The following is a 26527-nucleotide window of genomic DNA, read 5'->3' on the forward strand; positions in this document are numbered from 1 at the left end:
CATTTCGCAGTTTTAATGAATAAGAATGGTACATCGTTTACACAATAACACCTATTAGTTTTGTGTCATAACGTGAATGTTATCCTTACCGAATAACCAAAACTATTAAAACTGTATCCTATCAAAAATGAAATGAACAGCCCCTGAACAAGTGAATGCTTTCAATCTAAATGATAGGCCTCAATGGAACCATATCCTGCTAGAACGCAGGTCAGTGCTTCTTTACATGTAATTCAAAACTGCGATTAAATTCTTTATAATAACCCAAACCCTTGTATATGAGGTTAAATGTTACTCCTGGAAGCGTTATGCGCAATCTTATTGTCCTTACCGCTATTTGGCTCCTTACCGGGTCAGTTACACGTGCGCACGTTTCAAACGCCGCTCCTGTTTCTCATATGCAATATTGGTATCCCACTACTGAAATTACTACTGCACCTGCAGTAGCAAACTGGTATGGCAGATCTCCATTATTACATCAACAGGGAAATGCTTTCTTAACGCCTTCGGATATACGCAGTTTCTTTGCTGCCGGTCCTATTTCGAGTCCGGGCATCAGTGATGAGGATATCCGGCCGCTGATCTGCTTAGGCTGTAATATCACACAGCAGGGACAATCTCATGATGGCAGTCTTACTACCGCATCCCATATTACTATTGGTATTGGCCTTGCTGCAAGAGTGGGCCAGCGTATCATCTTCCCGGGTACATATGAAAATGGCGACAGTGTGGTGCTGGACTTTGAAGTGCCTGGTACATTAAGTGCTTCTGTTTTAAGTTCCATCAGGGTACAGGCTTTTAATGGTGCATCCTTAGTGACCACTGTTAACATCAGTGATCTGGGTACTTTGCAAGTCTTAGGTACAGGCATCGGCACTTCCGGAAAGAAGAGAGCTATCATGGCTATCGGTGGTACATTCGACAGAGTGGAAGTGACCATCGGTTCATTGGCGAGTCTCCTGAACGAATTATATATATATGAAGTAACTGCCGTTGTGCCGGTTACTGTTTCTCCTTCTGCCAATCCTATTGTTTCACCAGCAGGGCAATCTGCTGTATTAAATGCATCACACAGACTGGGAGCTGCTACCTTCCGTTGGTATGATGCTCCTCAATTCGGTAATTTATTATATACCGGCAGTACTTTCACCACACCCGTACTTTTCCGCGGCGTGCAACATTATTATGTAGAAGCTACCACTACTGCGGATAGCAAAAGCAGTTTCATCAGAACTGCAGCCAATGTAGATGTAGGAGGCGGCCCTGGTTTATTGTGGACGTTTGGTGATGAACAACAAAGCCCCCGGAACTCCGGTGTTTGTGCATTGTGCCTGGTGACGGATCCACAGAATGCCATTGACGGCGATACCACTACTTCTTCTATGTTATCTATGCCGGTAGGGCTTCTCAGCTCTGTTGGCCAACTCATCAAATTCCCCGGCATTTACCAATCCGGTGACAGCATTGTGCTGGACCTTGAACTGCCCGGCCAGTTATACACCAAACAATTATTATCCGGTATCAGTATACAACCTTACAATGGGGCAGCAGCTGCTGGTCCTGCCATTGTACTTGATAATGCGCTTGTTCGTTTACAGGTATTAGGTCTTGGTGTTGGCGGAACTTCAAAGTTCCGTGTGGTGGTTCCTTCCACTGTTACTTTTGATGGTGTACAGGTAAACCTGAATGCATTGTTTGCAGAGCTGGGTTTCCTGCGTGTTTATGAAGCAGCTGCTATGATACCTGTAGCTGTTACTCCTTCACCGGCGCTTATTCCTTATAATACATCTGCTAACCTGAGTGCTGCTATCCGTTCTGCGGGGGCCACTTTCAGCTGGTATACACAACCAACGGGAGGTGCTCCTGTTGCTACAGGTGCTTCTTTTGCCACCCCGGCACTTACACGCAGCACTACTTATTATGTAGAAGCTGCTACGCCGGATGGTTTAAAAAGTTTTAAACGCACAGTAGTTCCTGTTAGATTAGGAGGCAGTGATGGTCCGTTATGGAGTTATGGTGATACGCAGGAAAGCCCTAAACTCACTGGTGTTTGTATAGCCTGTAGTGTACAGAACCCTTTGCTGGCAATAGATGGAGATACTACAACTGCTTCAACGGTTAGTATTCCTTTAGGCGCATTAAGTTCAGCGGGACAATTGATCCGCTTCCCTGGAAATTACCAGGCGCTGGATAGTATTATACTGGACCTCGCTATTCCGGCAGGACAACTTTTATCCGGGCAATTACTTTCCAGCATTCGCATAGAAACATTTAACGGTGCTACTTCTAATAATGATGCGACTGCATTCAACACTGCCTTAGGCAATGCACAATTACTGGGTATCGCTGTAGGCAATACCGGGAAATTCAGGATCACACTTCCTGCCACTGCAGCTTTTGATGCGGTGCAGGTTTCTCTTGCACCTGTTCTGGGTGGCCTGAGCAGTTTGCAGATCTATGAGGCAACCGCCATGGTGCCAGTAACAGTTAACCCGGCTACACAAACAATTCCTTACGGTACTACGGCCACCATCAATGGCGCCAACCGTTTATCCAGTGCAACTTTAAACTGGTACACAACCCCAACGGGCGGTTCTGCTGTTTTCAGCGGTCCATCGTTCGTTACCCCCAACCTCACTCGTCAGACGAAGTATTATGTGGAAGCTGCCACACCTGATGGTAAAACAAGTTACGTTCGTACACTGGCCACCGTTAATGTTGGTGGTGGCGCAGGACCGTTATGGACGTATGGCGACAGAGAAGAAAGTCCACAGATCACAGGTATTTGTCTTGGCTGTAATGTACAAGATGCTGCCAATGCAGTGGATGGTAATCCAAACACTTCTTCTTTGCTCAACATGACAATTGGTGCGCTGGGTGGCATATCCCAGATCATTCACTTCCCTGGTACCTACCAGGCACTGGACAGTATAGCACTGGACCTTGAAGTACCGAACCAATTGTTCAATGGACAATTGCTGGCCGGTATTACTGTGCAAACGTATAATGGCAGTACGCCTAACCCGGATGCCATTACGCTGGATAATAATGCGGTGCGTTTGCAGGCGTTAGGATTTGGTGTGGGCACAACAGGTAAATTCCGTATCACTATTCCTGTGAACAGTGCATTTGATGGTGTGAAAATTGGTACCACTGCAGCACTTGCAGGATTAGGGGCATTACGTATATACGAAGCCGTTGCCTTCATGCCAATAGTTATTACACCACCTGCTCCTGTGATCCCATCTGGTACAACTGCTACCATGACGGCCAGTGTCAGAGCACCCGGTGCAACTTATACCTGGTATGATACGCCAACCGGTGGAACTGCTTTAGGCACAACCGCCAGCTTTACCACACCTCCATTAACCCGCGGTAAAACTTATTATGCAGAAGCTGCTACACCAGATGGTAAAACCAGCTTTGTACGTACAGCTGCTCCGGTTACTGTAAGTGGTGGCCCTGGCCCATTATGGACGTATGCGGATCAGCAGACAAGTCCCATCATTGGTGGTATTTGCCTGGGTTGCAGTGTGCAAAATCCAAACCGCGCTGTAGATGGTGATACTACTACAGCTTCCACAGAAGTGATCACTGTTGGTGTGGCTGGCTCTGTTGGTCAGTTGCTGAAGTTCCCTGGTACTTACCAGGCATTGGATAGTATCTCCTTTACATTAGGAGTACCGAGCCAATTGCTCAGTGGGCAACTGCTTTCCGGCATCAGGGTACAAACCTTTAATGGTGGTGTTCCTAATAATGACGCAATCACTTTAGATAATAACCTGATCAATCTACAGGCCCTGGGTCTTGATCCAACGGGCAGTGTAGGTAAATTCCGTGTAACCATTCCTGTTAACAGCGGATTTGATGCTGCACAGGTAGATCTTACCGGTCTTGTTTCAGGATTAACTAACCTCAATATTTATGAAGCAGCGGCCTTTATTCCTGTAACGGTTACTCCGCCTGCTCCTATCGTTGTTCCATTTGGTAGTGATACAACACTCACTGCTTCTATTCGTATTCCAGGTGCTACTTTCAGCTGGTATGATACTCCAACAGGAGGCACGCCACTGTTTACAGGTGCTACTTTCAATACACCTGTCCTGATAGGTGACAGAACATTCTATGTGGAAGCGTCTACACCGGATGGTCTGAAGAGTTATATCCGTACTGCCGTTCCTGTTACAGTAAGAGTTGGTCCGGGTAGTCCTGATCTCTCTTGTGGCAGAGGTATTACACAAACAAACGGTACTGTTGGATTGCTTTGTTTACTGTGTGCCGTGAATACACCAGAACTGTCTGTGGATGATAATCCGCAAACATCTTCCAGGTTACATGTACCAGTTGGCTTGTTAGGTGGTGTGCAACAAACACTCACTTTTGGCCATGAAAGTTCTGTAGGTGATAGTTTGCGTATTGTGGTAGGATCTACTACCGGCTTACTGAATCTTGCTTTGCTGGGGAATGTTTCCATCCGGCCACGTAATAATGGTGTTGAAAATGCTGCAGATGTAAGGCCTGTTAATAGTGGGCTGCTTAGCCTGCAATTACTGGATGGTGGTGCACGGCAGGTAATTTCATTTGTGCCTTCGCAGGTATTTGATGAAGTAGAGTTCAGGATCACTGGTGTTGCTACGGCTCTTACTGAGGTTAACCTGTTCTATGTGCAGCAGATCACGCCAATGGCGAAAGTGGTTTCAGATACCGTGAATGTATGTAGTGGGCAAACGGCCACGCTGAATGCCAACTTCCCGGCCGGCGCTACGTTTACCTGGTATGATGCTCCTTCCGGCGGGAATTTATTATTCACTGGTGCCAGTTATACAACACCTGCTATTACAGCAGATGGAGTATATTATGTATCAGCAGTTTCCGGTACAGGATGTGCCAGCGAAACCCGCAAGCCTGTATTTGTGAAAGTTGGGTTGGCGAGCGTTTCGGTTACTTCCAACAACATTACTATTCCACAAGGTGGCACGGCTACCTTTAATGTAAATACGCCAAACGCTGCATACACCTACAAATGGTATAGTGTACCAAGTGGCGGAACAGCATTGTTTACCGGCACAAGCTTCACTACACCTCCATTAAATGCTACCACCACTTATTATGTGGAAGCTACTACTTCTACTGGTTGTGCCAGTGCACAAAGGATACCGGTGATTGCCACTGTGCAGATCACGAATCCGGATGCGCCTTGTGATATTGCAACGGCACAAACGAGCAATGTGAATGGTATCTGTTTAGGATGTTATGTAGATAACCAGGCATCTGCCATTGATGCCAGCACTACTACTTTCTCTACTATTCATATAGTAGCAGGACTGTTAGGTGGTTATGCACAGCAAACACTCATCTTCCCGAATCCAAGTGACCAGGGAGACAGTGTAAGACTGGTAATGTCTTTCCCTGCTTCTCTTGCAGATGCTGCATTACTGGGTAGTGTGGATATTGCTACATACAATGGTGCGCAATATAATAATGACAGGGCTACCCTTACCGGTGGCGGTTTGCTTAACCTGCAACTGTTGCCAGGTAATCAACAGGCGATTGTAACATTTGCACCGTCTGCTATATTCGACAGGGTAGAGATCCGTATGAATGCTGGTTTGGCTACTGCCATCAGCGCGGCCAATATTCATTTTGCACAACGCTTCATACCAGTTCCGGATGTAACACCGGATACGGTGAATACTTGTGTGGGCAGTACAGCAACGATTGCTGTAGCGCCAAGGACCAATACTATCTTCCGCTGGTATAGCCAGGCAACTGGTGGTACACCATTGTTCACTGGTACCACTTTCCAATCAGGACCAGTATCTACAGATACAGCCTTCTATGTGGAAGCGGTGAAAGCATCTATCAATTGCCCGAATCCGATCAGGACAAAAGCAGTTGTTAAGATCACGGGTGCACCTGCTGCTCCAACATTAGATAATGTTACTGTGAATACCTGTGCAGGTACTACGGCAACTATTAAAGCCACGGCTCCTGCTGGTGCTACCTTCCGCTGGTATGCACAACAAACAGGTGGTACACCAATATTCACAGGAGATACATTTATCACTGCTGCGCTGGACAGCTCTGCGATCTATTATGCAGAAACTGTATCCAGTGGTGGTTGTGCAAGCACTACCCGTACAGCAGTACAGGTAAATATTACAGCAAGACCAGCTACACCAGATGTAACACCACCAAGTGCTACAATTTGTGCTGGTAACATGACAACGCTTACTGCAACTTCTGCTACACCGGGTGTTACCTTTAACTGGTACTCCAGTGCAGCCATGGATAATTTACTGTTTACCGGCGCATCCTTTACCACACCAGCCTTAACAACTACCACTTCTTATTTCGTTGTGGCAGTAAATGGACAGTGTGTGAGCGCTGCTGCAAAAATGGTAACGGTAACCGTGAATGAAGTTCCGATCAAACCAGGTATCAGCATTAATCCTGCAAGTGGTTTGGTGGAATATGGACAAACTGCCACCTTAACAGCTACCTCTGCTTCGCCAGGTGCAACTTACCGTTGGTTCCTGGATTCGCTGAGCACTACGCCTATCTTTACAGGTGCTGTATTCACTACGCCGGTACTGACCAATAACACCCGCTACTTTGTAGAAGCGGTAGCAGCAGCTGGTTGTGCCAGTGCACGTACAGGCGCTACAGTGTTAGTGAACAGGAACTTTAACCCGGGTTGCGATTTCGCGAATGCACAAACCAACAGTACTTTCGGCCTTTGCGTATTGTGTGCTGTAAATAATCCGGATAATTCCGTGGATAATGACACCACAAACGCTGCGAACCTGAGTATACCATTGGGTATAGTAGGTGGTGGTATTTCTTACTTTATGAATTTCGGCAGTCTTGCATCTGCAGGTGATACCGTTAAAGTAAGATTGTCCTTCCCAACCGGACTGATAGATCTGAGCCTCCTTTCTAATATCACGATCACTTCTTATAACGGTGGTACTTCAAACGGAGACACCAAATCGCTGGATGCAGCTGGCCTGAAACTGGTACTGCTGGGCGGTTCTGATCAACGTGCCGCATTGTTTGCACCAGGCGCTGCATACGACCGTATTGAAATAAGAGTTACGGGTCTTGCTACTTTGCTCACCAGTGTGAACATTCAATATGCCAACCGTATCCTGGCTTCGCCAACGGTAACGGTTGATAATTCAACTGTATGCGCAGGTGCGCAGGCTACTTTAACAGCTACTGCATCTGATAGTACTACGGTAAGATGGTACACTGTACCAACAGGTGGTACACCAGTATTCACTGGTAAAGTATTTACTACACCAGTACTGAATGTTACTACCACTTACTATGCAGAAAGTTTCCGTGCATCTACGAATTGCGCTAACCCGATCCGTACATCAGCTACGATACAGGTACTCACGGTTCCACAGTCTCCACAAATTCTGAGTGGTGATACGGCAATCTGTGCTGGTAACAGTGCAATCTTGCGTGCCCGTGCGGTTGATCCAACACATACGATCCGTTGGTTCCTCAGTGCAACAGGTGGCACAGCCGTTTCGCTGGATAGCTTGTTTATAACAGGTGCGCTGACGACCAATACTACTTACTATGCAGAAGCATATAATGGAAGTTGCGGATCAGCAGTTCGTATACCGGTTGTTGTTACTGTGAGTACGGCGCCATCTGATCCTGTTCTGGAATCAGGTAACCTTACCATCTGTTCCGGTACCAGCGCCACTTTACGTGTAACGTCTGCTACTACAGGTATTACCATCAACTGGTACACTGTTCAGTCAGGTGGTACGCCAGCAGGTACAGGTGCGCAATTCATCACACCATCATTAAGTACTACTACTATTTATTATGTGGAAGCTACCAGCACAGCAGGTGGTTGTCCGAATGGTGGTGGAAGGATACAGGCAGTTGTGAATGTGAATTCAACACCGGCTGTTCCTGTATTGGCAGATAGTCTTAAGATAACCTGCCGCAATCAGCAGGCTACCCTTTCCATACAAAATCCTGTAGCAGGTATTACTTATAATTGGTATAGTGCAGCAACAGGCGGTACTTTATTACATACAGGGGCTACTTATGTTACAGCTGCATTGCTGGATAGCGCTACCTTCTTTGTAGAAGCTGTGGGCACAGGTAATTGTCCAAGTACCAGCCGTGCGATTGCAAGGGTGAGTGTGGTAACTACGCTGAATCCACCAACAGTGGAATCTGCAAATGTTACTGTCTGTCGCGGTGCACAGGCTACATTGAGAGTAACGGATCCACTGGGTGGTGTAACGTACAACTGGTATGATGCACCTGGTGGTAATAAACTGTTCACCGGTGCTGTATTCTTAACAGGAGTACAAGTGGCTGCGAGCAGTTACTTTGTGGAAGCAGTAAGTGCTGGCGGATGTGCCAGTGCTACGATGACACGTGTGGATGTTGCGGTAACAGATGCACCAACTTTACCGGTTGTATTAGGTAGTACAACAATCTGCCAGGGAGATGCTGTGAGCCTTTCCATACAAAGTCCGGGAGCTGGTCTTACTTATAGCTGGTATGATGCAGCAGCTGGTGGTAACAGATTGGCACAAGGTGTAAGCTTTGCTCCAACAGGTGTTACTTCTACTATTACTTATTATGTGGAAGCTTCCAGCGGCATTTGCAGCAGTGCAGGCAGAACGCCAGTAACGATAGTTGTGAATCCTGCGCCTCCGGCAGTAACGGTAGATGCAACCACTAAAACGGTTTGTATCGGCAACACGGCAGAGCTGCATGTGGTGAATCCGCAACCGGGCCTTACTTACCGCTGGTATGATGCAGCAACAGGTGGTACAATTGTTTCTTCTTCACCAGACTTTATAACACCGGCACTTTCTGCCAATAAGGATTACTATGTTGCAGCCATCAATGGTAGCAATTGCGCCAGCGTTACCCGCACAAGGGTGAGCGTTACAGTAACAAATGGTCCGGCAGTTCCTGCTGCACCAGCAGAAGTAACAGTGTGCCGCGGTAACCGTCCAACGGTGAGTGTGCAGAATGTGAATGCTAATCTGCAATATCGTTGGTACGATGCGCCGATCGGTGGTACTTTACTCTTTACCGGTACTGCTTATTCAACAGCAGATCCATTGAATACAAGAGATACCGTATACCTGGAAGCGAGCTTACCTGGTGGTACTTGTGTCAGCAATGGACGTGCACAGGTAATATTAATTCCTGCAGATGCGCCAGGTAATCCGGTACTTGTAAACAGTGGCGCGGTAACGGTTTGTACCGGAACTACTGCCACCTTCAACGTACAGAATCCAACGGCGAATGTTACTTACCGCTGGTATGATGCAGCTACGGGAGGTAATGTACTCCTGGCAAATGGTACCAGTTATACTACAGGTAACCTCACCGCAAATATGGATGTGTATGTGGAAGCATTGATTGGAGGAGGTTGCGCAAGTGCGGGCAGAGCGAAAGGTACAGCTACAATAGCTCCTGTTCCGGGTGCTCCGCTGGTAACGGCAGATGCTAATACAGTTTGTCCTGACAGCAGTGCAACACTGAGAGCATCTTCTGCACAGGCAGGTCTCATCTTTAGCTGGTACACTACAGCAACAGGTGGTACAGCGGTATTCACAGGACCGGTGTTCAGAACACCAGGACTTAAAACTGCTACCACTTATTATGCGGCAGCCGGATTTAATGGTGGTTGCATGAGTACTACCCGTACGCCGATCACTATTAATATCTATTCCGTATTACCTGCACCAACAGTATCAGTAGCTACTAAAACACCTACATCCGTCACCTTCCAGTGGAATGCTATTCCAGGTGCATTGGGTTACAGGGTATCTGCTGATGGTGGTATCACATTTACACAACCAAGTTCCGGTCTCACCGGTACAACGCATACAGTGGTAAATCTGCTGCCAAACCAAACGATCACTTTACAGGTAATGTCCATTGGCGCCACAGAATGTGCTAACAGCGCATGGTTCCAGGGAGGTGGTGGAACAGATAACCCTGCGGGTAACGCCATCTTTGTACCAAATGCCTTCACGCCGAATGCTGATGGATTGAATGATGTGCTCCTTGTATATGGTACTACCATTGCAACGATGGAGATCAGGATCTTCAACCAGTGGGGTCAGCTGGTATTTGAATCCAAAGACAAGGGCCGTGGATGGGATGGTACGATGAGCGGTAAAAAACAACCGGTTGGCGTGTACAACTACATCCTGAGAGCTTCGCTGCAAGATGGTACAACAGTGAGTAAACGAGGAACTATTACGATCGTGCGGTAAGTATGATCGTCTGATAAAGCGATCGTCAGAGATTGCGGTTATCAAATAACCCAAATAAACCAGGCAAGCAATAAATGCCGGAATGAAGTAACCCTTCATTCCGGCCTATTCCAAAACTCGAAAAATTTTCTTCCTATGAAGAGTAAAATTTTAATAGCTGTGCTTTCATTGTGCACGTTATATGTAAAACCGGTAATGGCACAGGTTGATCCACACTTCGCACAATATTATGCCTACCCGCTCTGGCTGAATCCTGCACTGGCAGGAGTGATTGATGGTGATTACAGGCTCACGGGCAACTATCGTAATCAGTGGGCTAATTTCGGCACACCTTATTCTACTGCAGGTGTATCATTTGATGCAGCGACAGAAAAGAACGTGGGGCTTGGTATTACTGCGTTGAATATGTCTGCAGGAGAAGCGGGATACAATTATTTCAATGCAATGGCCACTGTTTCGTATAGTGGTGTGAAGATGGGTAAGAATGGTACCACCCGGCTGGTAGCAGGTATCCAGGCAGGGGTGATCAACAGAAGAGTAGACCAGTCTAAATTCCAGCTGGGCAGCCAGTATAATCCGGTGATGGGGTTTGATCCCAATATTCCATCCGGTGAAACTTTACGTGCTACTTCTTCTACGGTGTTTGATGCAAACGCGGGGCTTATGTTATTTGATGGTAACCCCAATCATCGCTTCAATCCTTTTATTGGTTTTGCAGGTGCGCATCTCACACAACCGGAAGATCCATTTATTGCAGAGAATAAAGAATCCAAATCATTACCTATCCGTTACACGGCACATGGTGGTTCCCGGATCAAGATAACAGACATGGTGAACCTTACACCGCATGGATTGTACATGCGCCAGGGGAATGCGGAAGAAATTGTAGCGGGGGTATATTCCCAGATCAGGGTGAATCCCGAGTTTGATCTTCTGCTGGGGGCTAACTACCGGTTTAATGATGCAGTGTCTCCGTTTGCAGGGTTCAGCTATAAGAGCTTCACACTGGGATTAAGTTATGATGCGAATACTTCCAACCTCCGGAGGTTAACCACCGGCAGCAATGCATTTGAACTTTCTTTATCCTTTATCGGCCGCAAACGCAGAATCATGCAGCCGGAATATTTTATCTGTCCGAGGTTATAATCGTAACATCAAATGATGAACTTTATGAAAAGATCTACACTCATCCTGCTGTTGGTTTTAACAGGCTTTGTTAACTCTTTGCAGGCGCAGACATATGTAACTGATTTTAAACGTACGGCGGATAATTATTTTGCACAGAAGGATTATTATTCCGCCGCACAATACTACAGCAAAGCACTGGGTACTTTCACGGTGAAACCAGGAGAGTACAAACCTTACCTGCTGGAGAAAGATGGCAAAACCAAACAGAAGAAACTGAAAGATTACGAACAGGTAGTATACCGCCTCGCAGAATCTTACCGGATGTATAATGATTTCGGTAACGCGGCGAAATGGTATGCAGAAGCTATCAACTTTGATCCGGTACAGTTTCCATTGGTGAAATACTGGTATGGCGTGTGCCTCCGGGCCAATGCTAAAACCGGGGAAGATTATGAAAAGGCGCTGGCACAATTCCAGCAGTTTCAACAATCCTATAAAGGAACGGATGATTATTCCAACAGGACTAAAATTGAAATTCAGAGTTGTGAATTTGCGATTGAAGAGATGAAACATCCTCCCCGGTATGAAGTGGTAAAAGTAGCAGGGAACATTAACCAGGGTGGTGCCAACTATGCACCGGTGCCGGTGAGTAATAATATGTTCTACTTTACTTCCTCCCGGCCGGATTCTACTTTACTTGTGAAGAAATCAAATCCTTTCATCAATACACTATACATCGCCAGGGGAGACAATAGCAGTTTTGATAGTAATGAGAAGTTGTCCATACCCATGGAAAAGGGCACAGAACAAGGTGTTGCTGCTATTGCTCCTGATGGCAATACGCTGTATGTAACAAGATGGACATCGAAAGATGGTAATAAACATTCTTCCATTTACCGCAGTACAAAATCCGGTAATGGCTGGACGGAGCCTCAGGCGCTGGATGCTACCATCAATGCTGCTGGGTATAGTGCAAAGGAACCGTTCGTTACCTCCGACGGGAAATATTTCCTTTTTGTATCTGACCGGCCTGGCGGGATGGGGAAATTTGATGTGTGGTATTGTACCATCAGCAGTGGGGGAACATTAAGTGCCGCCAATAATATGGGGAATACCATCAACACAAAAGAGGAAGAAAGTGCGCCGTTCTTTGATCCTATGAAACAAACACTGGTGTTCAGTTCTAATGGGCGTGTCGGTTTTGGCGGGCAGGATTTTTTCAGCAGCAAAGGGAATTTTGGTGGATGGTCTGTACCGGAGAATATGGGGTATCCCCTGAACTCTGCAAAGGATGATCAGTATTATGCGGCTTTACAAGCGAAGAATGCATTGCAGAAAGGATATATCAGTTCGGACAGGGAATCTATCTGCTGCCTGGAGATATTTGCGGTGAAACGTAAAGTGAAAATGGCGGGTGGTTTAGTGATGGATTGTGAAACGGGGAAACCACTTGAGGGAGCTAAGATCACTTTGCTGGATAGTACGCAAAGGAATATATTGGAAACACAGACTACCAGCTATGGGGGGAATTATATGTTTGAGCTGGAGATGAATAAGAAGTATAAAGTGCTGATCGAAAAAGATAATTATTTCTCAAAGAATTTCAATTTCTCTACAGAACAGCTTTCCATGGTTGACTCCATGATGAATCCTACTGTTTGTCTGAAACGATTTGAGATGAACAAACCGATTGTGATCAATGATATCTTCTATGATTACAATAAAGCTACTTTACGACAGGAATCAAAATTGATCCTGGATTCGCTTTACTATCTCCTGCTGGATAATCCGAAGATGGAAATAGAATTGGGGGCGCATACGGACAGTAAAGGAACGGATGCTTATAACCTTAAATTATCCAATGCACGTGCTAAATCTTGTGTGGATTACCTGATCAGTAAAGGTATTCCAACTACGCGTGTGGTGAGTAAGGGTTATGGGGAAGCGAGACCGGTAGCACCTAATACACTTCCTAATGGGAAGGATAATCCGGATGGCAGGCAGTTGAATCGCCGAACGGAGTTTAAGGTGTTGCGGAATTAAATTCAGATAACGCAGTAAAAATGTTCTGAACGGGAATTCTTTCCCAATATGAACCATATCCTATCATATACAAGTAGTAGCCGGCATTCGCCGGCTACTACTATTTTGGATCGATCTGTGAAAAAAAGAAGGTTTGTTTTTTAAGTAGAAAAAGAAACAATCAGGTTTCCCCTCGGCCTGGAAAAGAGTGAGGCTTTTTTTAAGTAGATATAAAAGAGCCCATCAATTTTCTTTATCTCAGAAAAAGAGATTTTTTTAGTAGAAAAGGAAACAAGGAGGTTTCCCCTCGGCCTGGAAAAGAGTGAGGCTTTTTTAAGTAGATATAAAAGAGCCCATCAGTTTTCTTTATCTCAGAAAAAAGAGATTTTTTTTAGTAGAAAAGAAACAATCAGGTTTCCCCTCGGCCCAAAAAAGGGAGTTGCTTTTTTTAAGTAAAAAAAATAGCGCATCAATTTTTCCTCTTCTCAAAAAAGGCTGCTCTGCATTGCAGAACAGCCCTCTCCATCTATCAACTAAAAATTAGTACGCTTATTTTCCGATGTTAGCTCTTGCTACAGTGCTATCCACTACTGGCGCAGCTGTTACATAGTTAACCCTTGCGAAATAATTGTATTTCAGCAGAGAATCATAATTGAACCTAACAGAATCACCTGTTGCTGGTTTAATCTTCCAAACCCTGATAGTTTTGGTTACAGCAGCACCTGTGGTTGTGCTGGTTTCATTACCCAGATCTAAACCAACTTCCAATGTAGGATTAGTAGTGCGCAGCAAGCCAGTATCACCTTTGATCACAGTGAATTTGTAATTGATGTCTTTTGTGCTTTTGTTGATCTTAACAGTCAGATCAAAAGAGCTGTCTGTTCTTTCCTGAATGATCACCTGGCCACCTTCTACTTCAGTAGCAGTTCTCAATGTGATTTCTTTTCTGCGCAATACTTTTGCATCATCGTCATCAGAGCATGAAGCGAGGGACATTCCAAAGATAGCAGTAGCGATAAGCCCCAGTTGAAGAGCTTTGTTTTTGTGAATAAGCATGGTTTCCGTTTTAAATTAGCTTGTTTTCAAAATTAGGTTAAAGTGTATTCCCGTTTGTGGTACGCTTGTAAAACGGGCATCGTTTTAAAATGTTACAAACATTTTAACGATTTCTTTGCAAATGCCTCCGGCAACATGACCGTGACCCGCTATGGCAGCGGTATTCAGTATAAAATATTTTTTTATTTACCCTGTATATTCTTGAATAACAATCATCGGCAACGATTAGTTCGAAGAATTATTGTTAAGGATGAAAGCAATTCGTCCGCTGTTGGAAATGGATAAAACGGCGTTGTAATTTTTCAGATGGCTGAATGAGTGAAACAATTACCTTTGTATCCTTCAATACAAACGCATATGAAAATGTAATACCGTCGGCCCGTTTGCGTGCTGACGACCCTCTCCCCGAACTGGCGCTACCACGTGGCGCATCATCACACTTTATTCTATTTATTTAATATCAACACTACAATGCGAACTATTACGCACGTTACGTCGCGCACGTTAAGGCTTTTGCAACTCATCAAAGAAGCGCTTAAAGGAGACGAAAAAGTATACACTACCGGCAGCATCAACCGGGCTTTAATATTACTGGCCATTCCCATGATGCTGGAAATGACCATGGAATCCCTCTTCGCATTGGTGGATGCGTTCTTTGTTGGGAGACTCGGCAAAGCTGCCATTTCCACCGTGGGTTTAACAGAATCTGTGTTAAGTCTTATTTATGCCATCGCCGTTGGGATCAGTATGGCGGCTACTGCCATCGTGGCCAGACGTATTGGGGAAAAAGACCCTGAAGGAGCTTCCAAAGCAGCGGTGCAGGCACTTTATTTATCACTGGGATTCTCTGTGATCGTGAGTATTTGTGGGATCATCTTTGCTAAAGAGATATTAGGACTGATGGGCGCGGATGCAGAAATGATCCGGAGTGGCCATAGATACACACAGATAGCGATGGGGTCTAACCTGGTGATCGTGCTGCTTTTCCTGATCAACGGGATTTTCCGTGGAGCGGGTGAGGCGAGTATTGCCATGCGGAGTTTATGGCTGGCCAATATCCTCAACATTATCCTTTGTCCTTTATTTATATATGGTTTCGGACCTGTTCCTGCATTTGGACTGGAAGGGGCTGCTATTGCCACTACGATTGGTCGTGGTACGGGAGTGGCTTACCAGTTATTCCATTTGTTTGGCGGCAAGCGGATGATACATGTTACCTGGCGGCACATCAATCCTGAATGGAGTACGATCTTGAAAATGATCAAACTGGCGTCTGGCGGTACTTTGCAGTTCCTGATCGGGTCTGCGAGCTGGATCTTCCTGATCCGTATTATTTCTCAATTTGGCGAAGACGCCCTGGCGGGATACACTTTCGCGATCCGCATCATCATATTTGCGATCCTGCCGGCATGGGGTGTTGCGAATGCTGCAGCTACTTTGGTGGGCCAAAATCTGGGAGCCGGAGAACCTGAACGGGCAGAAAAGAGTGTCTGGAAGGCAGCCTATCTTAATATGATCATCCTGGGATTTGTTTCTGTGGTGTTCATCATCTTCGCGCCCTGGATCCTCCGTTTCTTTTCTCAAGACCCGGCGGTACTGGCTTATGGCATAGAAGGGTTGCGGCTGATCAGCCTAGGGTATATATTTTATGCTTTCGGGATGGTGATGGCGCAATCATTTAATGGAGCGGGGGATACGAAAACACCCACTATCATTAACCTGATCGGGTTCTGGGTGATACAGATACCATTGGCCTATTTCCTGGCGATCACCCTCAAATGGGGCCCAACAGGGGTTTTCTGGGCCATTTTCATTGCGGAATCAGTGATTGCCCTCACGGCAGTGATCGTATTCAGAAAAGGTAACTGGAAGAAAATAAAGGTTTAGTAGCGAATTCATTACATTTGCTGCGTTTTTCAACCTTTAATCAATTCATTACATGTCTCTTACCGTAGTTGGAACCATGGCCTTCGATGATATCGAAACGCCCTTTGGTAAATCGGATAAAATCGTAGGCGGATCGGCTTCTTATATTGCCTGGGCTGCATCAAACTTTGTAACGCCAGTAAACCAGGTTTCTGTGATCGGGGGAGATTTCCCGCAGGCTGAACTGGATGCTCTCACTAAAAGAGGTGTGGCACTGGAAGGTGTACAGGTTAAAAAAGACGAAAAGTCGTTTTACTGGGCTGGTAAATATCATCTGGACATGAATTCCCGCGATACCCTCGTGACGGAATTGAATGTACTGGCTGATTTTGAACCGGTTATCCCTGCGAGCTATCAAGGCAGTGAGTTCCTGATCCTCGGTAACCTGAGCCCTCAGGTTCAGATGAGCGTGATCAACCAGATGAATCCCCGTCCGAAACTGATCGTGATGGATACTATGAACTTCTGGATGGATATTGCCCTGGATGATCTGCTGAAGACCATTAAGATGGTAGATGTACTGGTCGTGAATGATAGCGAAGCCCGTCAGCTGACAGGTGAATTTTCTCTCGTGAAAGCGGCGAAGAAGATCCTGACCATGGGGCCCCGTTACCTGGTGATCAAAAAAGGAGAACATGGCGCCTTGCTTTTCCATGAAAATCATGTGTTCTTTGCTCCTGCGCTTCCCCTGGAAGATGTATTTGACCCAACCGGTGCTGGTGATACTTTTGCTGGTGGATTTATTGGCCACCTGGCTAAAACGAAGGATATCTCTTTCGAGAACATGAAAACAGCGATCATCGTTGGTTCAGCGATGGCTTCTTTCTGTGTGGAGAAATTTGGTGCTGCCCGTCTGCGGGAGATCACTAAAGAGGATATCACTTCCAGGCTGGAGCAGTTCGTGGAACTGGTGAACTTTGATATTGACCTGGTATAGGGTTATTTATATTATATTAAAAAAGGACCGTTCTGTATAAGGACGGTCCTTTTTTAATATAAGGTTAGTATAAGGATGGTATAACCTTGAGCCTATGTCAACACAAGGATGGTATAACCCTGACCCTATGTTGAGCCTATGTCAAGCCTTTCCGTACCCTATGTTAAGCCTATGTCAAGAGAGCTAAAGCACCGCTTCACCCGTTTACATATGCTAAACTTTCGTCATGCTGCATGACAATCATTTAAAGATGTCATTGAGCACTTTTGCCAGGCGGATACCCCCTTTTGTGAGCTGTCCGTTGAGGTCATCCACGAAGATATAGTTGTACCGGTAGCTCAGTTTTTCACCATCCGGGGTACGGTCATATACCTTGTCTGAAAGCAGGTGAGAATCCCACATCCAGTCCGTAATTCCGCCCGTTTGGTAGGCCTTTTTATTTTGTGTTGTAACTACACGATTTAATATCTGGGCATATTCTGTGTAGCTATATTGTTGAAAATCAATCAAATGTTCATCCCATACCCGGTGAAGGTTGGTGGGGCGGTCAAACCAGGTGACATTGATCTTATTTCCCCCCTGATCTTCATCTCTTCCTACGTGAAGAGGCTGATGAAGGTCTCCGATCATGTGAACGAGGAAGCTGAGGGCATATCTTTTCCTGGCTTTGGAGGTAGCCGGATCTTTCAGCTCTTTGGTCATGGCCAGGATCTCTGTATAGAGGTTTTCTCCTTTAGCCTCACTAATCATTTTGTCAAATTCCTGCCGGGTGCAATGACCTGGAAAATCGAGGTAATGCCAGGAGGAAGTATGTTTATATTGATTAGTGGTATCTGCCTTAATGAAGTCCGGCCAGTTGGCGATCATGGCAAGGGTTTCGTTACCGATGATGTTCCGGATGGCCTGTTGTGCTTTTGGGGTCAGATAGTAGGAGGCGATCTCTCCTGTTACGCGGTGGCCAACAGGGCCCCAGGCTTGAACAGGATGAATGCCGGTAAGCAATAGCCCTGTTAACAGAGCGCTTAAAAGGAGCTTTTTCATGTTAAACTATTTGTCGAATTTTGAAACTCGAATTTCGCATTGTAAAATGACTTTATTATAAAATTTTAACAAAGTCTTTCCCTGCTAAAAACCGAAATTCGTGAACCCGATCACCAATCTGTATTAATTATGCCTTTTAAGCTCCAAGCACCATATAAACCTGCAGGCGATCAACCGGAAGCCATTCGATTACTCACAGAAGGATTGCAGGACGGTGAACGTTCCCAGACTTTACTGGGGGTTACCGGTTCCGGGAAAACCTTCACCATGGCTAATGTTATTCAAAATGTACAGAGGCCTACCCTGGTGCTTACCCATAATAAAACACTCGTGGCGCAATTATATGGAGAGTTCCGTCAGTTCTTTCCGGACAATGCGGTAGAGTACTTTGTAAGTTACTACGATTATTATCAGCCGGAAGCGTATATGCCGGTGAGTGATACTTATATAGAAAAGGACCTGGCCATCAATGAGGAACTGGACAAACTAAGGCTTCGTGCCACATCCAATCTGCTGTCCGGCAGAAGAGACATTATTGTGGTAGCCAGTGTGTCCTGTATATATGGTATGGGTAACCCTACGGATTTTGAAAACGGGATCATCCGGATCCATAAAGGCATGACCATTGGGCGGAATACTTTACTGCACGGACTGGTGAATGCGCTTTATTCCAGGACTACCGGGGATTTTAACCGGAGTAATTTCCGGGTACAGGGGGATACGGTGGATATTAATCTGCCTTATGTGGATTATGGCTACCGGATCACTTTCTTTGGAGATGAGATAGAAGAGATTGAGAGTTTTGATGTGAATAATGGCAAGCGGATCACGGTATTGGATACCGCAGCGATCTTTCCTGCCAATCTTTATATAGCCCCTAAAGATATGATGGTGCAGATCCTGCATGAGATCCAGGATGAGATGCAGGCGCAGGTGGAATATTTTAAAAGGAATGGCAAACTGATTGAGGCGCAGCGTTTATCCGAGCGCGTTAATTATGATGTGGAAATGATCAGGGAGCTGGGCTATTGCAGTGGTATTGAGAACTACTCCCGTTTCCTGGACAGGCGGAGACCTGGTATGAGGCCCTTCTGCCTGCTGGATTATTTCCCGAAAGACTTCCTGCTGGTGATAGATGAAAGTCATGCTACCATTCCACAGGTAAGTGGCATGTATGGTGGTGACCGTTCCCGCAAGCTCACTTTGGTGGATTATGGATTCCGGTTGCCTTCCGCATTGGATAACCGGCCGCTTAATTTCAATGAGTTTGAGAACCTGCTGAACCAGGTGATCTTTGTAAGCGCCACACCGGGAGAATATGAACTGAAGCAAACGGAAGGCGTGGTGGTGGAACAGATCGTCCGGCCGACGGGGTTATTAGATCCTCCTATTGAGATCAGGCCCAGCAAAAACCAGGTGGATGATCTTTTGGATGAAATAGACAAACGTATATTAAAAGGAGACCGGGTGCTGGTGACCACGCTGACCAAGAAAATGGCGGAGGAGATGGACAAGTACCTGCATCGTATTAATATTAAGAGCCGATATATTCACTCAGAGGTAGATACCCTGGAGCGGGTGGAGATCTTAAGGGACCTGCGTTTAGGTAATATAGATGTGGTAGTGGGGGTGAACTTATTGCGGGAAGGGCTTGATCTGCCGGAAGTATCGCTGGTGGCTATACTGGATGCAGATAAAGAAGGATTTTTAAGGGATGAACGTTCATTGACCCAAACGGCGGGGCGTGCGGCCCGGAATGTGGATGGGTTGGTGATCTTCTACGCAGATAAGATGACGGACAGTATGCGCCGTACGATAGATGAAACAGACCGGAGGCGTCAGCGCCAGCGTGAGTATAATATTAAACACGGTATCACGCCGATGACTGTACGTAAAACGGTTGAGCAGATCATGGGTTCAACTTCCGTACTGGAAATCAAGAACTTTGATGAGAATTCCCCTTATGCTGTGATGGATGCGATGGGATTGGTGACGGAAGATCCGGCGGTATATAACCAGGATACGATCAAAAGTATTCCGCAGATGGAGAAAGCGATCGCTAAGGTGCGGAAGAATATGGAAAAGGCGGCTAAAGATCTGGATTTCATGGAAGCTGCGCGGTTGAGGGATCAGATGTTTACGATGCAGAATGATCTGGAGGGCATGAAGCGGAAGTAGTTTTTAGGGGGAAAGAGCATAAACCGGTGATAATTTTCAGAAGGAAACACCATATAACCGGAATTGTTTTCAAAAAGGCCCTCTTCCCCCGAAATTCCAACCAGAAATAGTTGCTCAAACAACAAACACTGCATAGAATTATTTATAATATGAATGGAAGGATAATGGGTTTTTCAACAAACACTGTTATCCTTTTTAATATTTAAAACCTTTACAGTCAATCGTTTCAAGGCTTAGTGTAAGTTTTACAGTGTAACATGCACCCTGAAAAATTAGAATTTCGTAATTCTTTGTTAAAGCTTTCATAACTGCCACGTTATCAAATTGTTAAACCCATATATCCTACCCCGTTAGCCACCTTCATATTCCTAAAAACCGTTATAATATGTTTATTAATTATAATGTGATTGGTTTAGGAGCCGCATATCTCCCCATTTTTTCGAATATTTCCATTTTTAGGGCCTTCTATTTGATCTTTTAAAGCGTATAACTACTTTTATTTCGAAATTTAAAATGATACGCTATGAAGAAAATTGCGATTCAGGATTATCTGCCATTCATATTTTTAGCTGCGCTTGCACTAATTGGCATTTTTTTACCAACGGCTCCAACATTTGCTGACGCAAGCAAATATAATGCTGCGGATGTTGCCTGGGTTTTAGTGGCCACTACTTTGGTCTTTTTGATGACCCCCGGTTTGTCATTCTTTTACGGAGGAATGGTAAATAAGAAGAATGTGATCTCCACCATGATGCAGAGCTTTATTGCAACCGGCCTCATCAGTATTATCTGGGTGGTTGTTGGCTTCAGCCTTGCATTCGGAAATTCAAAAGGAGGACTGATCGGTGACCCCACCACTTATTTCTTCTTTAATAATGTAGGTTCAGGTGGTCCATGGGGTACTATTCCCATTTTATTGTTCGCGCTGTTCCAACTGAAGTTTGCCGTGATCACTCCTGCCCTGGTTGTTGGAGCAGTAGCTGAGCGGATCCGCTTCACTTCTTATGTATTATTCATGGTACTGTTCAGTCTTTTGGTATATGCACCAATTGCACACTGGACCTGGCATGCTGATGGTATCCTCTTTAAATTAGGAGTACTTGACTTTGCCGGTGGTACTGTTGTACATATTTCTGCTGGTTGTGCTGCTCTTGCCGGTGCACTTGTTTTAAGACGCCGTAAAGACCACATCGCTAAAAAAGAACTGCAACCTGCAAACATTCCTTTCGTACTGATCGGTACTGGTTTGCTGTGGTTCGGCTGGTTTGGTTTCAATGCCGGTTCTTCTCTCGCTGCTAACGGTTTGGCTGTAACTGCTTTTGCTGCTACCAATACTGCTGCAGCAGCTGCTGGTCTTTCCTGGATCTTCTTTGATGTGATCCGCGGTAGAAAACCATCTGTACTTGGATTCTGTATCGGTGCCGTTGTTGGTCTCGTTGCTGTAACTCCTGCTGCTGGTTATGTTGGCGTACCACAAAGTCTTTTCATTGGTTTTGTTGCTGCGATCGTTTCTAACATTGTTGTACATTATAAGAACAAATCTGCTATCGACGATACATTGGATGTATTCCCTTGTCATGGTGTAGGTGGTATGGTTGGTATGTTGCTGACTGGTGTGTTCGCATCAAAAGCTATCAATCCATTGGGTAACGATGGTTGGGCTTACGGTAACTTCGACCTGTTCTACAAACAAGTACTGGGTCTGTTGCTGGTAGTAACTTACAGCTTCGTTGTATCCTGGCTGATCTTCAAATTCATCAACTTCATTCACCCACTGCGTGTAACTGAACAAGAAGAAGAACTGGGTCTGGACGTTACACAACACAACGAAATTTATCACCCACAAAATCTGAGCATCAACGGTCAAGGTTCATTGGCTGAAGAAACCGCACAACACGGTTGATATAAAATATTGCCTGGTTAATTTGTTTGATCCGGAGAGTTAGTAATTAATTGTTTATCACCACGGCGCAGCGCCGTAATTTAAAGCGGGGAAACCGCCGTGGTGATTGACTATCCGGGCTTCCTTTGCCCCTTCCATACGCAAATAGTTTCTATATACGCAAATTTGTCATCAGCACCATAACAATAAAAGCGCCACACAAAACCCTTATCATTTTATTAACCAAAAACTCTCGCCTAATGAGAAAAAGTTTATTTGCCTTGCTGGCTATGTTTATTGCTATGTCCGCTTCTGCCCAGGATTCTTTACGCTTATTGCCAGTAGGATTTAAATTATCCGGATCTGCTGATGTTTATTACAAGTATGGTTTTAACGAAAACAAAAGTGATAATAAGACGAGCTTCACCAATTCCCATAACTCTTTTGAGTTAGGGATGGTTTCTCTGAAACTGGAAAGCAGTTTCAAGAATGTAGGATTGGTTGCGGATATCGGCTTTGGAAAAAGAGCAGAGGATTTCTCTTACAATGATGACAGGACCCGCTTTGCGGTTAAGCAATTATACATTTCATATGCACCAACTTCCTGGTTGAAATTCACCATGGGTAGTTTTGCTACTCACGTAGGTTACGAACTGGTGGATGCATATGCTAACAGGAATTACAGCATGTCCTACATGTTTTCCTATGGACCCTTTTTTCACACCGGTGCTAAAGCTGATCTGACTTTTGGCGAGCACAACTTAATGTTCGGCGTATTTAATCCAACCGATTTTAAAAATGCCTGGGATGGTCATGAAGGTATCAAGTACATTGGCGCGCAATATGGTTTTGCTTCTGCCAGCGTACCTTTCAAAGCATACCTGAACTACATTGGTGGTGTGGATACTTTCCAAACCCGTAATGATCAGTTGGACTTAGTACTTTCTTACCAGGTTGCGCCTAAATTCGGCCTCGGTTACAATGGTACTTACAGCACCTATAAAAACAAACCGGCCAAAACGGATGCTACCAACTGGTTTGGATCTGCTTTGTACCTGAACTTCGATCCTACTGAAAGCTTTGGTCTTACCCTGCGTGGTGAGTACTTCAGTGATAAAGATGGTTTGAAAGTATATACTGACCCTACAGAATTCCCTGATGGTGGCAGCGTAATGTCTTTCACTTTATCCGGTAATTACAGAGTGGGTGGTTTTACCCTGATCCCTGAGATCCGCCTGGATCAAAGCAACAAGGATGGCATCTTCCATGATAAGGATGGTGCGCCTAAAAAATCATCTGCAAGTGTAGCACTGGCTGCTGTTTACAAGTTCTAAATCTAAACACTGGCTCATATTAAGAAGGTTTAACCAGACCATTATGCTTATGGGGCCGGTTATCTTAGCCGGCCCTATTTTTAAGGCTCCTGCTTGCCTGGGAAAAAATCTCCCTGGCAAACAGGAGTTTTTGTATCTTATCGGCCCAGAAACAGGGTAAATAAGTATATGCTACAACGTTCCACATTGAAATTTCTGAAAGACCTCAGGCTGAATAACAATAAGGCCTGGTTTGATGATAATAAGGCAAATTATCAGCAGGCAAAAGAAGATTTTGAGAGCCTCGTACAGCAGATCATAGATGGCCTTGCCCGTGTAGACCCAGGGATAGAAGGCCTTCAGGTAAAAGATTGCGTTTTCCGTATCTATAAAGATGTAAGGTTCTCTAAAGACAAAACGCCTTATAAAGCTAACATGGGTGCTTCCTTTGCCAGGGGAGGCAAGAAAAGTCCGTATGCGGGATATTATTTTCACCTGGAACCCGGTGGAAACAGTTTTGCGGCTGGCGGCCTCTGGATGCCAGAGGGACCTGTAATTAAAAAGATACGACAAGAGATTGATTACAATTTTGCTGAATTTCAGCAAATAGTGGGGCAGAAAGAATTCATCCGGGTATTTGGTAAGGTAAATGGGGATTCACTTAAAACAGCTCCACAGGGGTATCATGAAGATAATCCGGCTATTGCCTATATCAAATTGAAGAGCTTTATTGTAAGCAATCATGTAACGGATGAATCAGCTACGCAGCCCACTTTAGTGCGGGAGATCCTGCGGACCTTTGCTGTGATGCAACCATTCATTAATTTCCTCAACAGCGCTCAAGTCGAATAAAAAAAACTACTACCCTTCACTTACTAGTTACCGGAGTTTTTCCGGCAACTAGTGTTTTTCATTGTTGCATGATGCTACCCGGCCTAACGTGATAATCGTTGTGCAAAGGTTGCATGGTGCAGCATGATAACAGTAAATCAATTTTTGTGTATCAAGAATTCAAAAGGGCGAGATTTACGGTTTTTCAAAAGGTTTTCTTTGTCAACTCTTGTTTGTGCAAATCTTTGGTTATAAACGTTTGCAACTTCAATGATGGGCATAATGCCGTCGAGTGTATCTTTCTGATCAACGATGTTCATAATACGGGACACCTGTGAGGAAAAATTAGTGCTCCACTCTTCTGTAAACTTGTGCATTAACAAAAGTTCACGGTTCGTGTTGGTTTTCATAGGATTAAGGGTGTTTAGTTTGATAGTTTAGTTGTCATCGAAAAAAACGATAAAGAATTTATTAGCATAGGATTGTATTATCAAAGTTGCTGCATATCCTCCACAAATCAATACTACTTCTGTGTAGTTTTTACCCTTTCTTTTTAACAGTTTTTCATGATATGATAAAACGCTGGCCAGTAGGCACTCTCTCAGTTGCTCTAATTAAAACAGATTGTTCGTATACCCCACGTCGTGATTTGATGGGGAAGTGAATTTACACCAAAAAAATCAAATTCCAAATATGCAACTGTATAAATCGTTGAGAATAAGAGAAGGATGACAACGTTATGAAGATGTTCGGATAATTATAAATAATAATCGGAGGAAAATCAATAGGGATAAGTGATTGAAGAACAGCTGTATAACAATTTAATGAAGAAGGGGTAACCAATGTTGCAACATAGATCACCCCTTCAAAACAATTTTTTATAAACTCTTTATAACCAGTTCTTTTTTTCTAAGAACTCTGCAATTTGTACTGCGTTGGTAGCTGCGCCCTTCCTTAAATTGTCTGCAACGATCCAAAGATTTAACGTGTTATCCTGTGATTCGTCTCTGCGGATACGTCCTACAAATACTTCATCCTTATCATGCGCATCTTTAGGCATGGGGTATAAACTCTTTGCAGGATCATCTACTACTATCACACCAGGTGTGGCAGCCAATAAGTTACGTACTTCTGTGAGATCAAAATCTTTTTCAAACTGAATGTTCACGCTTTCGCTGTGGCCACCCATCACCGGGATTCGAACAGTTGTAGCCGTTACCTTCACACGTTCATCACCCATGATCTTGGTGGTTTCCTTCACCATTTTCATTTCTTCTTTGGTGTAACCATTCTCCAGGAACACATCTATCTGTGGTATTACGTTCAGATCTATCTGGTAAGGATAGGCCATCGGGCCTTCAATACCTTTGCGTTCATTCATTAACTGATCTACTGCTTTTACGCCGGTGCCTGTAACTGATTGGTAAGTAGATACCACTACGCGTTGAATACCATACTTCTTATGTAAAGGATCCAATACTAACACCATTTGAATGGTAGAGCAATTTGGATTGGCAATGATCTTATCTTCCTGTGTTAAGGCATGTGCATTTACTTCTGGGACTACCAGTTTCTTGGTTGGGTCCATCCGCCAGGCAGAGGAGTTATCTATTACGGTGATACCTGCTGCTGCAAATTTAGGTGCCCACTCCAGGGAGGTGCTACCACCTGCGGAGAAAATGGCTACGTTCGGTTTCATGGCAATAGCCGTATCTGCGTTCACTACCTTATACGGCTTACCCTTATACATCACTTCCTTACCTACAGATTTCTCAGAAGCTACGGGTATCAATTCCGTTAAGGGGAAATTCCTTTCCGCTAATACTTGCAACATTTTAGTGCCTACCAGTCCGGTAGCACCTACTACGGCTACTTTCATTGTAATTTTAATTTTTTAAGAGAGCACAAAACTACTACAGAAAAGTTTATATTC

Annotated in this window: 13 protein-coding genes; 9 read left to right on the forward strand and 4 right to left on the reverse strand. The window is 44.8% G+C overall.

Translation table 11 applies throughout. The features are described 5' to 3' along the window. The first annotated feature begins 308 nt into the window (after positions 1-308). The 3 genes from GFS24_RS16545 (at position 309) to GFS24_RS16555 (ending at position 13451) form a co-directional block, all read left to right on the forward strand. Complete coding sequence (locus tag GFS24_RS16545; RefSeq protein WP_153661146.1) at positions 309-10280, forward strand: gliding motility-associated C-terminal domain-containing protein; 9972 nt, start codon at positions 309-311, stop codon at positions 10278-10280. Between the two features lie 135 nt (positions 10281-10415). Further along, the gene (locus GFS24_RS16550) at positions 10416-11426 is read left to right on the forward strand and encodes a PorP/SprF family type IX secretion system membrane protein (RefSeq protein ID WP_153661148.1); all 1011 of its coding nucleotides are present in this window, start codon (positions 10416-10418) and stop codon (positions 11424-11426) included. A gap of 24 nt (positions 11427-11450) precedes the next feature. Next, positions 11451-13451 (forward strand): OmpA family protein, encoded by a 2001-nt coding sequence (locus GFS24_RS16555; RefSeq protein ID WP_173003103.1) that lies wholly within the window; start codon positions 11451-11453, stop codon positions 13449-13451. Between the two features lie 528 nt (positions 13452-13979). Here GFS24_RS16555 and GFS24_RS16560 read toward each other — a convergent pair. After that, complete coding sequence (locus tag GFS24_RS16560) at positions 13980-14486, reverse strand: hypothetical protein (protein ID WP_153661152.1); 507 nt, start codon at positions 14484-14486, stop codon at positions 13980-13982. A gap of 471 nt (positions 14487-14957) precedes the next feature. On the opposite strand from GFS24_RS16560, the gene GFS24_RS16565 reads away from it, so the two are divergent. Next, on the forward strand, positions 14958-16373 hold the full coding sequence (locus GFS24_RS16565; RefSeq protein ID WP_153661154.1) for an MATE family efflux transporter: 1416 nt from the start codon (positions 14958-14960) through the stop codon (positions 16371-16373). 52 nt (positions 16374-16425) lie between these two features. Next, a complete protein-coding gene (locus GFS24_RS16570; protein ID WP_153661156.1) occupies positions 16426-17349 on the forward strand; it encodes a PfkB family carbohydrate kinase in 924 nt (307 codons plus the stop codon). Between the two features lie 240 nt (positions 17350-17589). Here the strand turns inward: GFS24_RS16570 and GFS24_RS16575 are convergent, their stop codons facing one another. Next, positions 17590-18390, reverse strand: a complete 801-nt coding sequence (locus GFS24_RS16575) for a S1/P1 nuclease (RefSeq protein ID WP_153661158.1) — start codon at positions 18388-18390, stop codon at positions 17590-17592. 129 nt (positions 18391-18519) lie between these two features. Between GFS24_RS16575 and uvrB the strand changes: the two genes are divergently transcribed. The 4 genes from uvrB (at position 18520) to GFS24_RS16595 (ending at position 24615) form a co-directional block, all read left to right on the forward strand. After that, entirely contained in the window at positions 18520-20568 is a 2049-nt protein-coding gene (gene uvrB / locus GFS24_RS16580) for an excinuclease ABC subunit UvrB (protein WP_153661160.1), read from the forward strand. A 523-nt stretch (positions 20569-21091) separates the two neighbouring features. After that, positions 21092-22471, forward strand: a complete 1380-nt coding sequence (locus tag GFS24_RS16585) for an ammonium transporter (RefSeq protein WP_153661162.1) — start codon at positions 21092-21094, stop codon at positions 22469-22471. 239 nt (positions 22472-22710) lie between these two features. After that, positions 22711-23784 carry a porin gene (locus GFS24_RS16590; protein ID WP_153661165.1) on the forward strand — a complete coding sequence of 358 codons (1074 nt, stop codon included), beginning with the start codon at positions 22711-22713 and terminating at the stop codon, positions 23782-23784. Positions 23785-23952: 168 nt separating this feature from the next. Continuing rightward, the gene (locus GFS24_RS16595) at positions 23953-24615 is read left to right on the forward strand and encodes a DUF2461 domain-containing protein (RefSeq protein WP_153661167.1); all 663 of its coding nucleotides are present in this window, start codon (positions 23953-23955) and stop codon (positions 24613-24615) included. Between the two features lie 137 nt (positions 24616-24752). Here the strand turns inward: GFS24_RS16595 and GFS24_RS16600 are convergent, their stop codons facing one another. Together GFS24_RS16600 and GFS24_RS16605 are read right to left on the reverse strand one after the other, a co-directional pair. Then, a complete protein-coding gene (locus GFS24_RS16600) occupies positions 24753-25004 on the reverse strand; it encodes a hypothetical protein (protein ID WP_153661169.1) in 252 nt (83 codons plus the stop codon). Positions 25005-25483: 479 nt separating this feature from the next. Further along, positions 25484-26473, reverse strand: a complete 990-nt coding sequence (locus tag GFS24_RS16605; protein WP_153661171.1) for an aspartate-semialdehyde dehydrogenase — start codon at positions 26471-26473, stop codon at positions 25484-25486. Positions 26474-26527: the final 54 nt, after the last annotated feature.

Origin of the sequence: Chitinophaga sp. SYP-B3965, from assembly GCF_009647655.1 — a bacterium.
In the GTDB taxonomy this organism is placed as follows: domain Bacteria; phylum Bacteroidota; class Bacteroidia; order Chitinophagales; family Chitinophagaceae; genus Chitinophaga.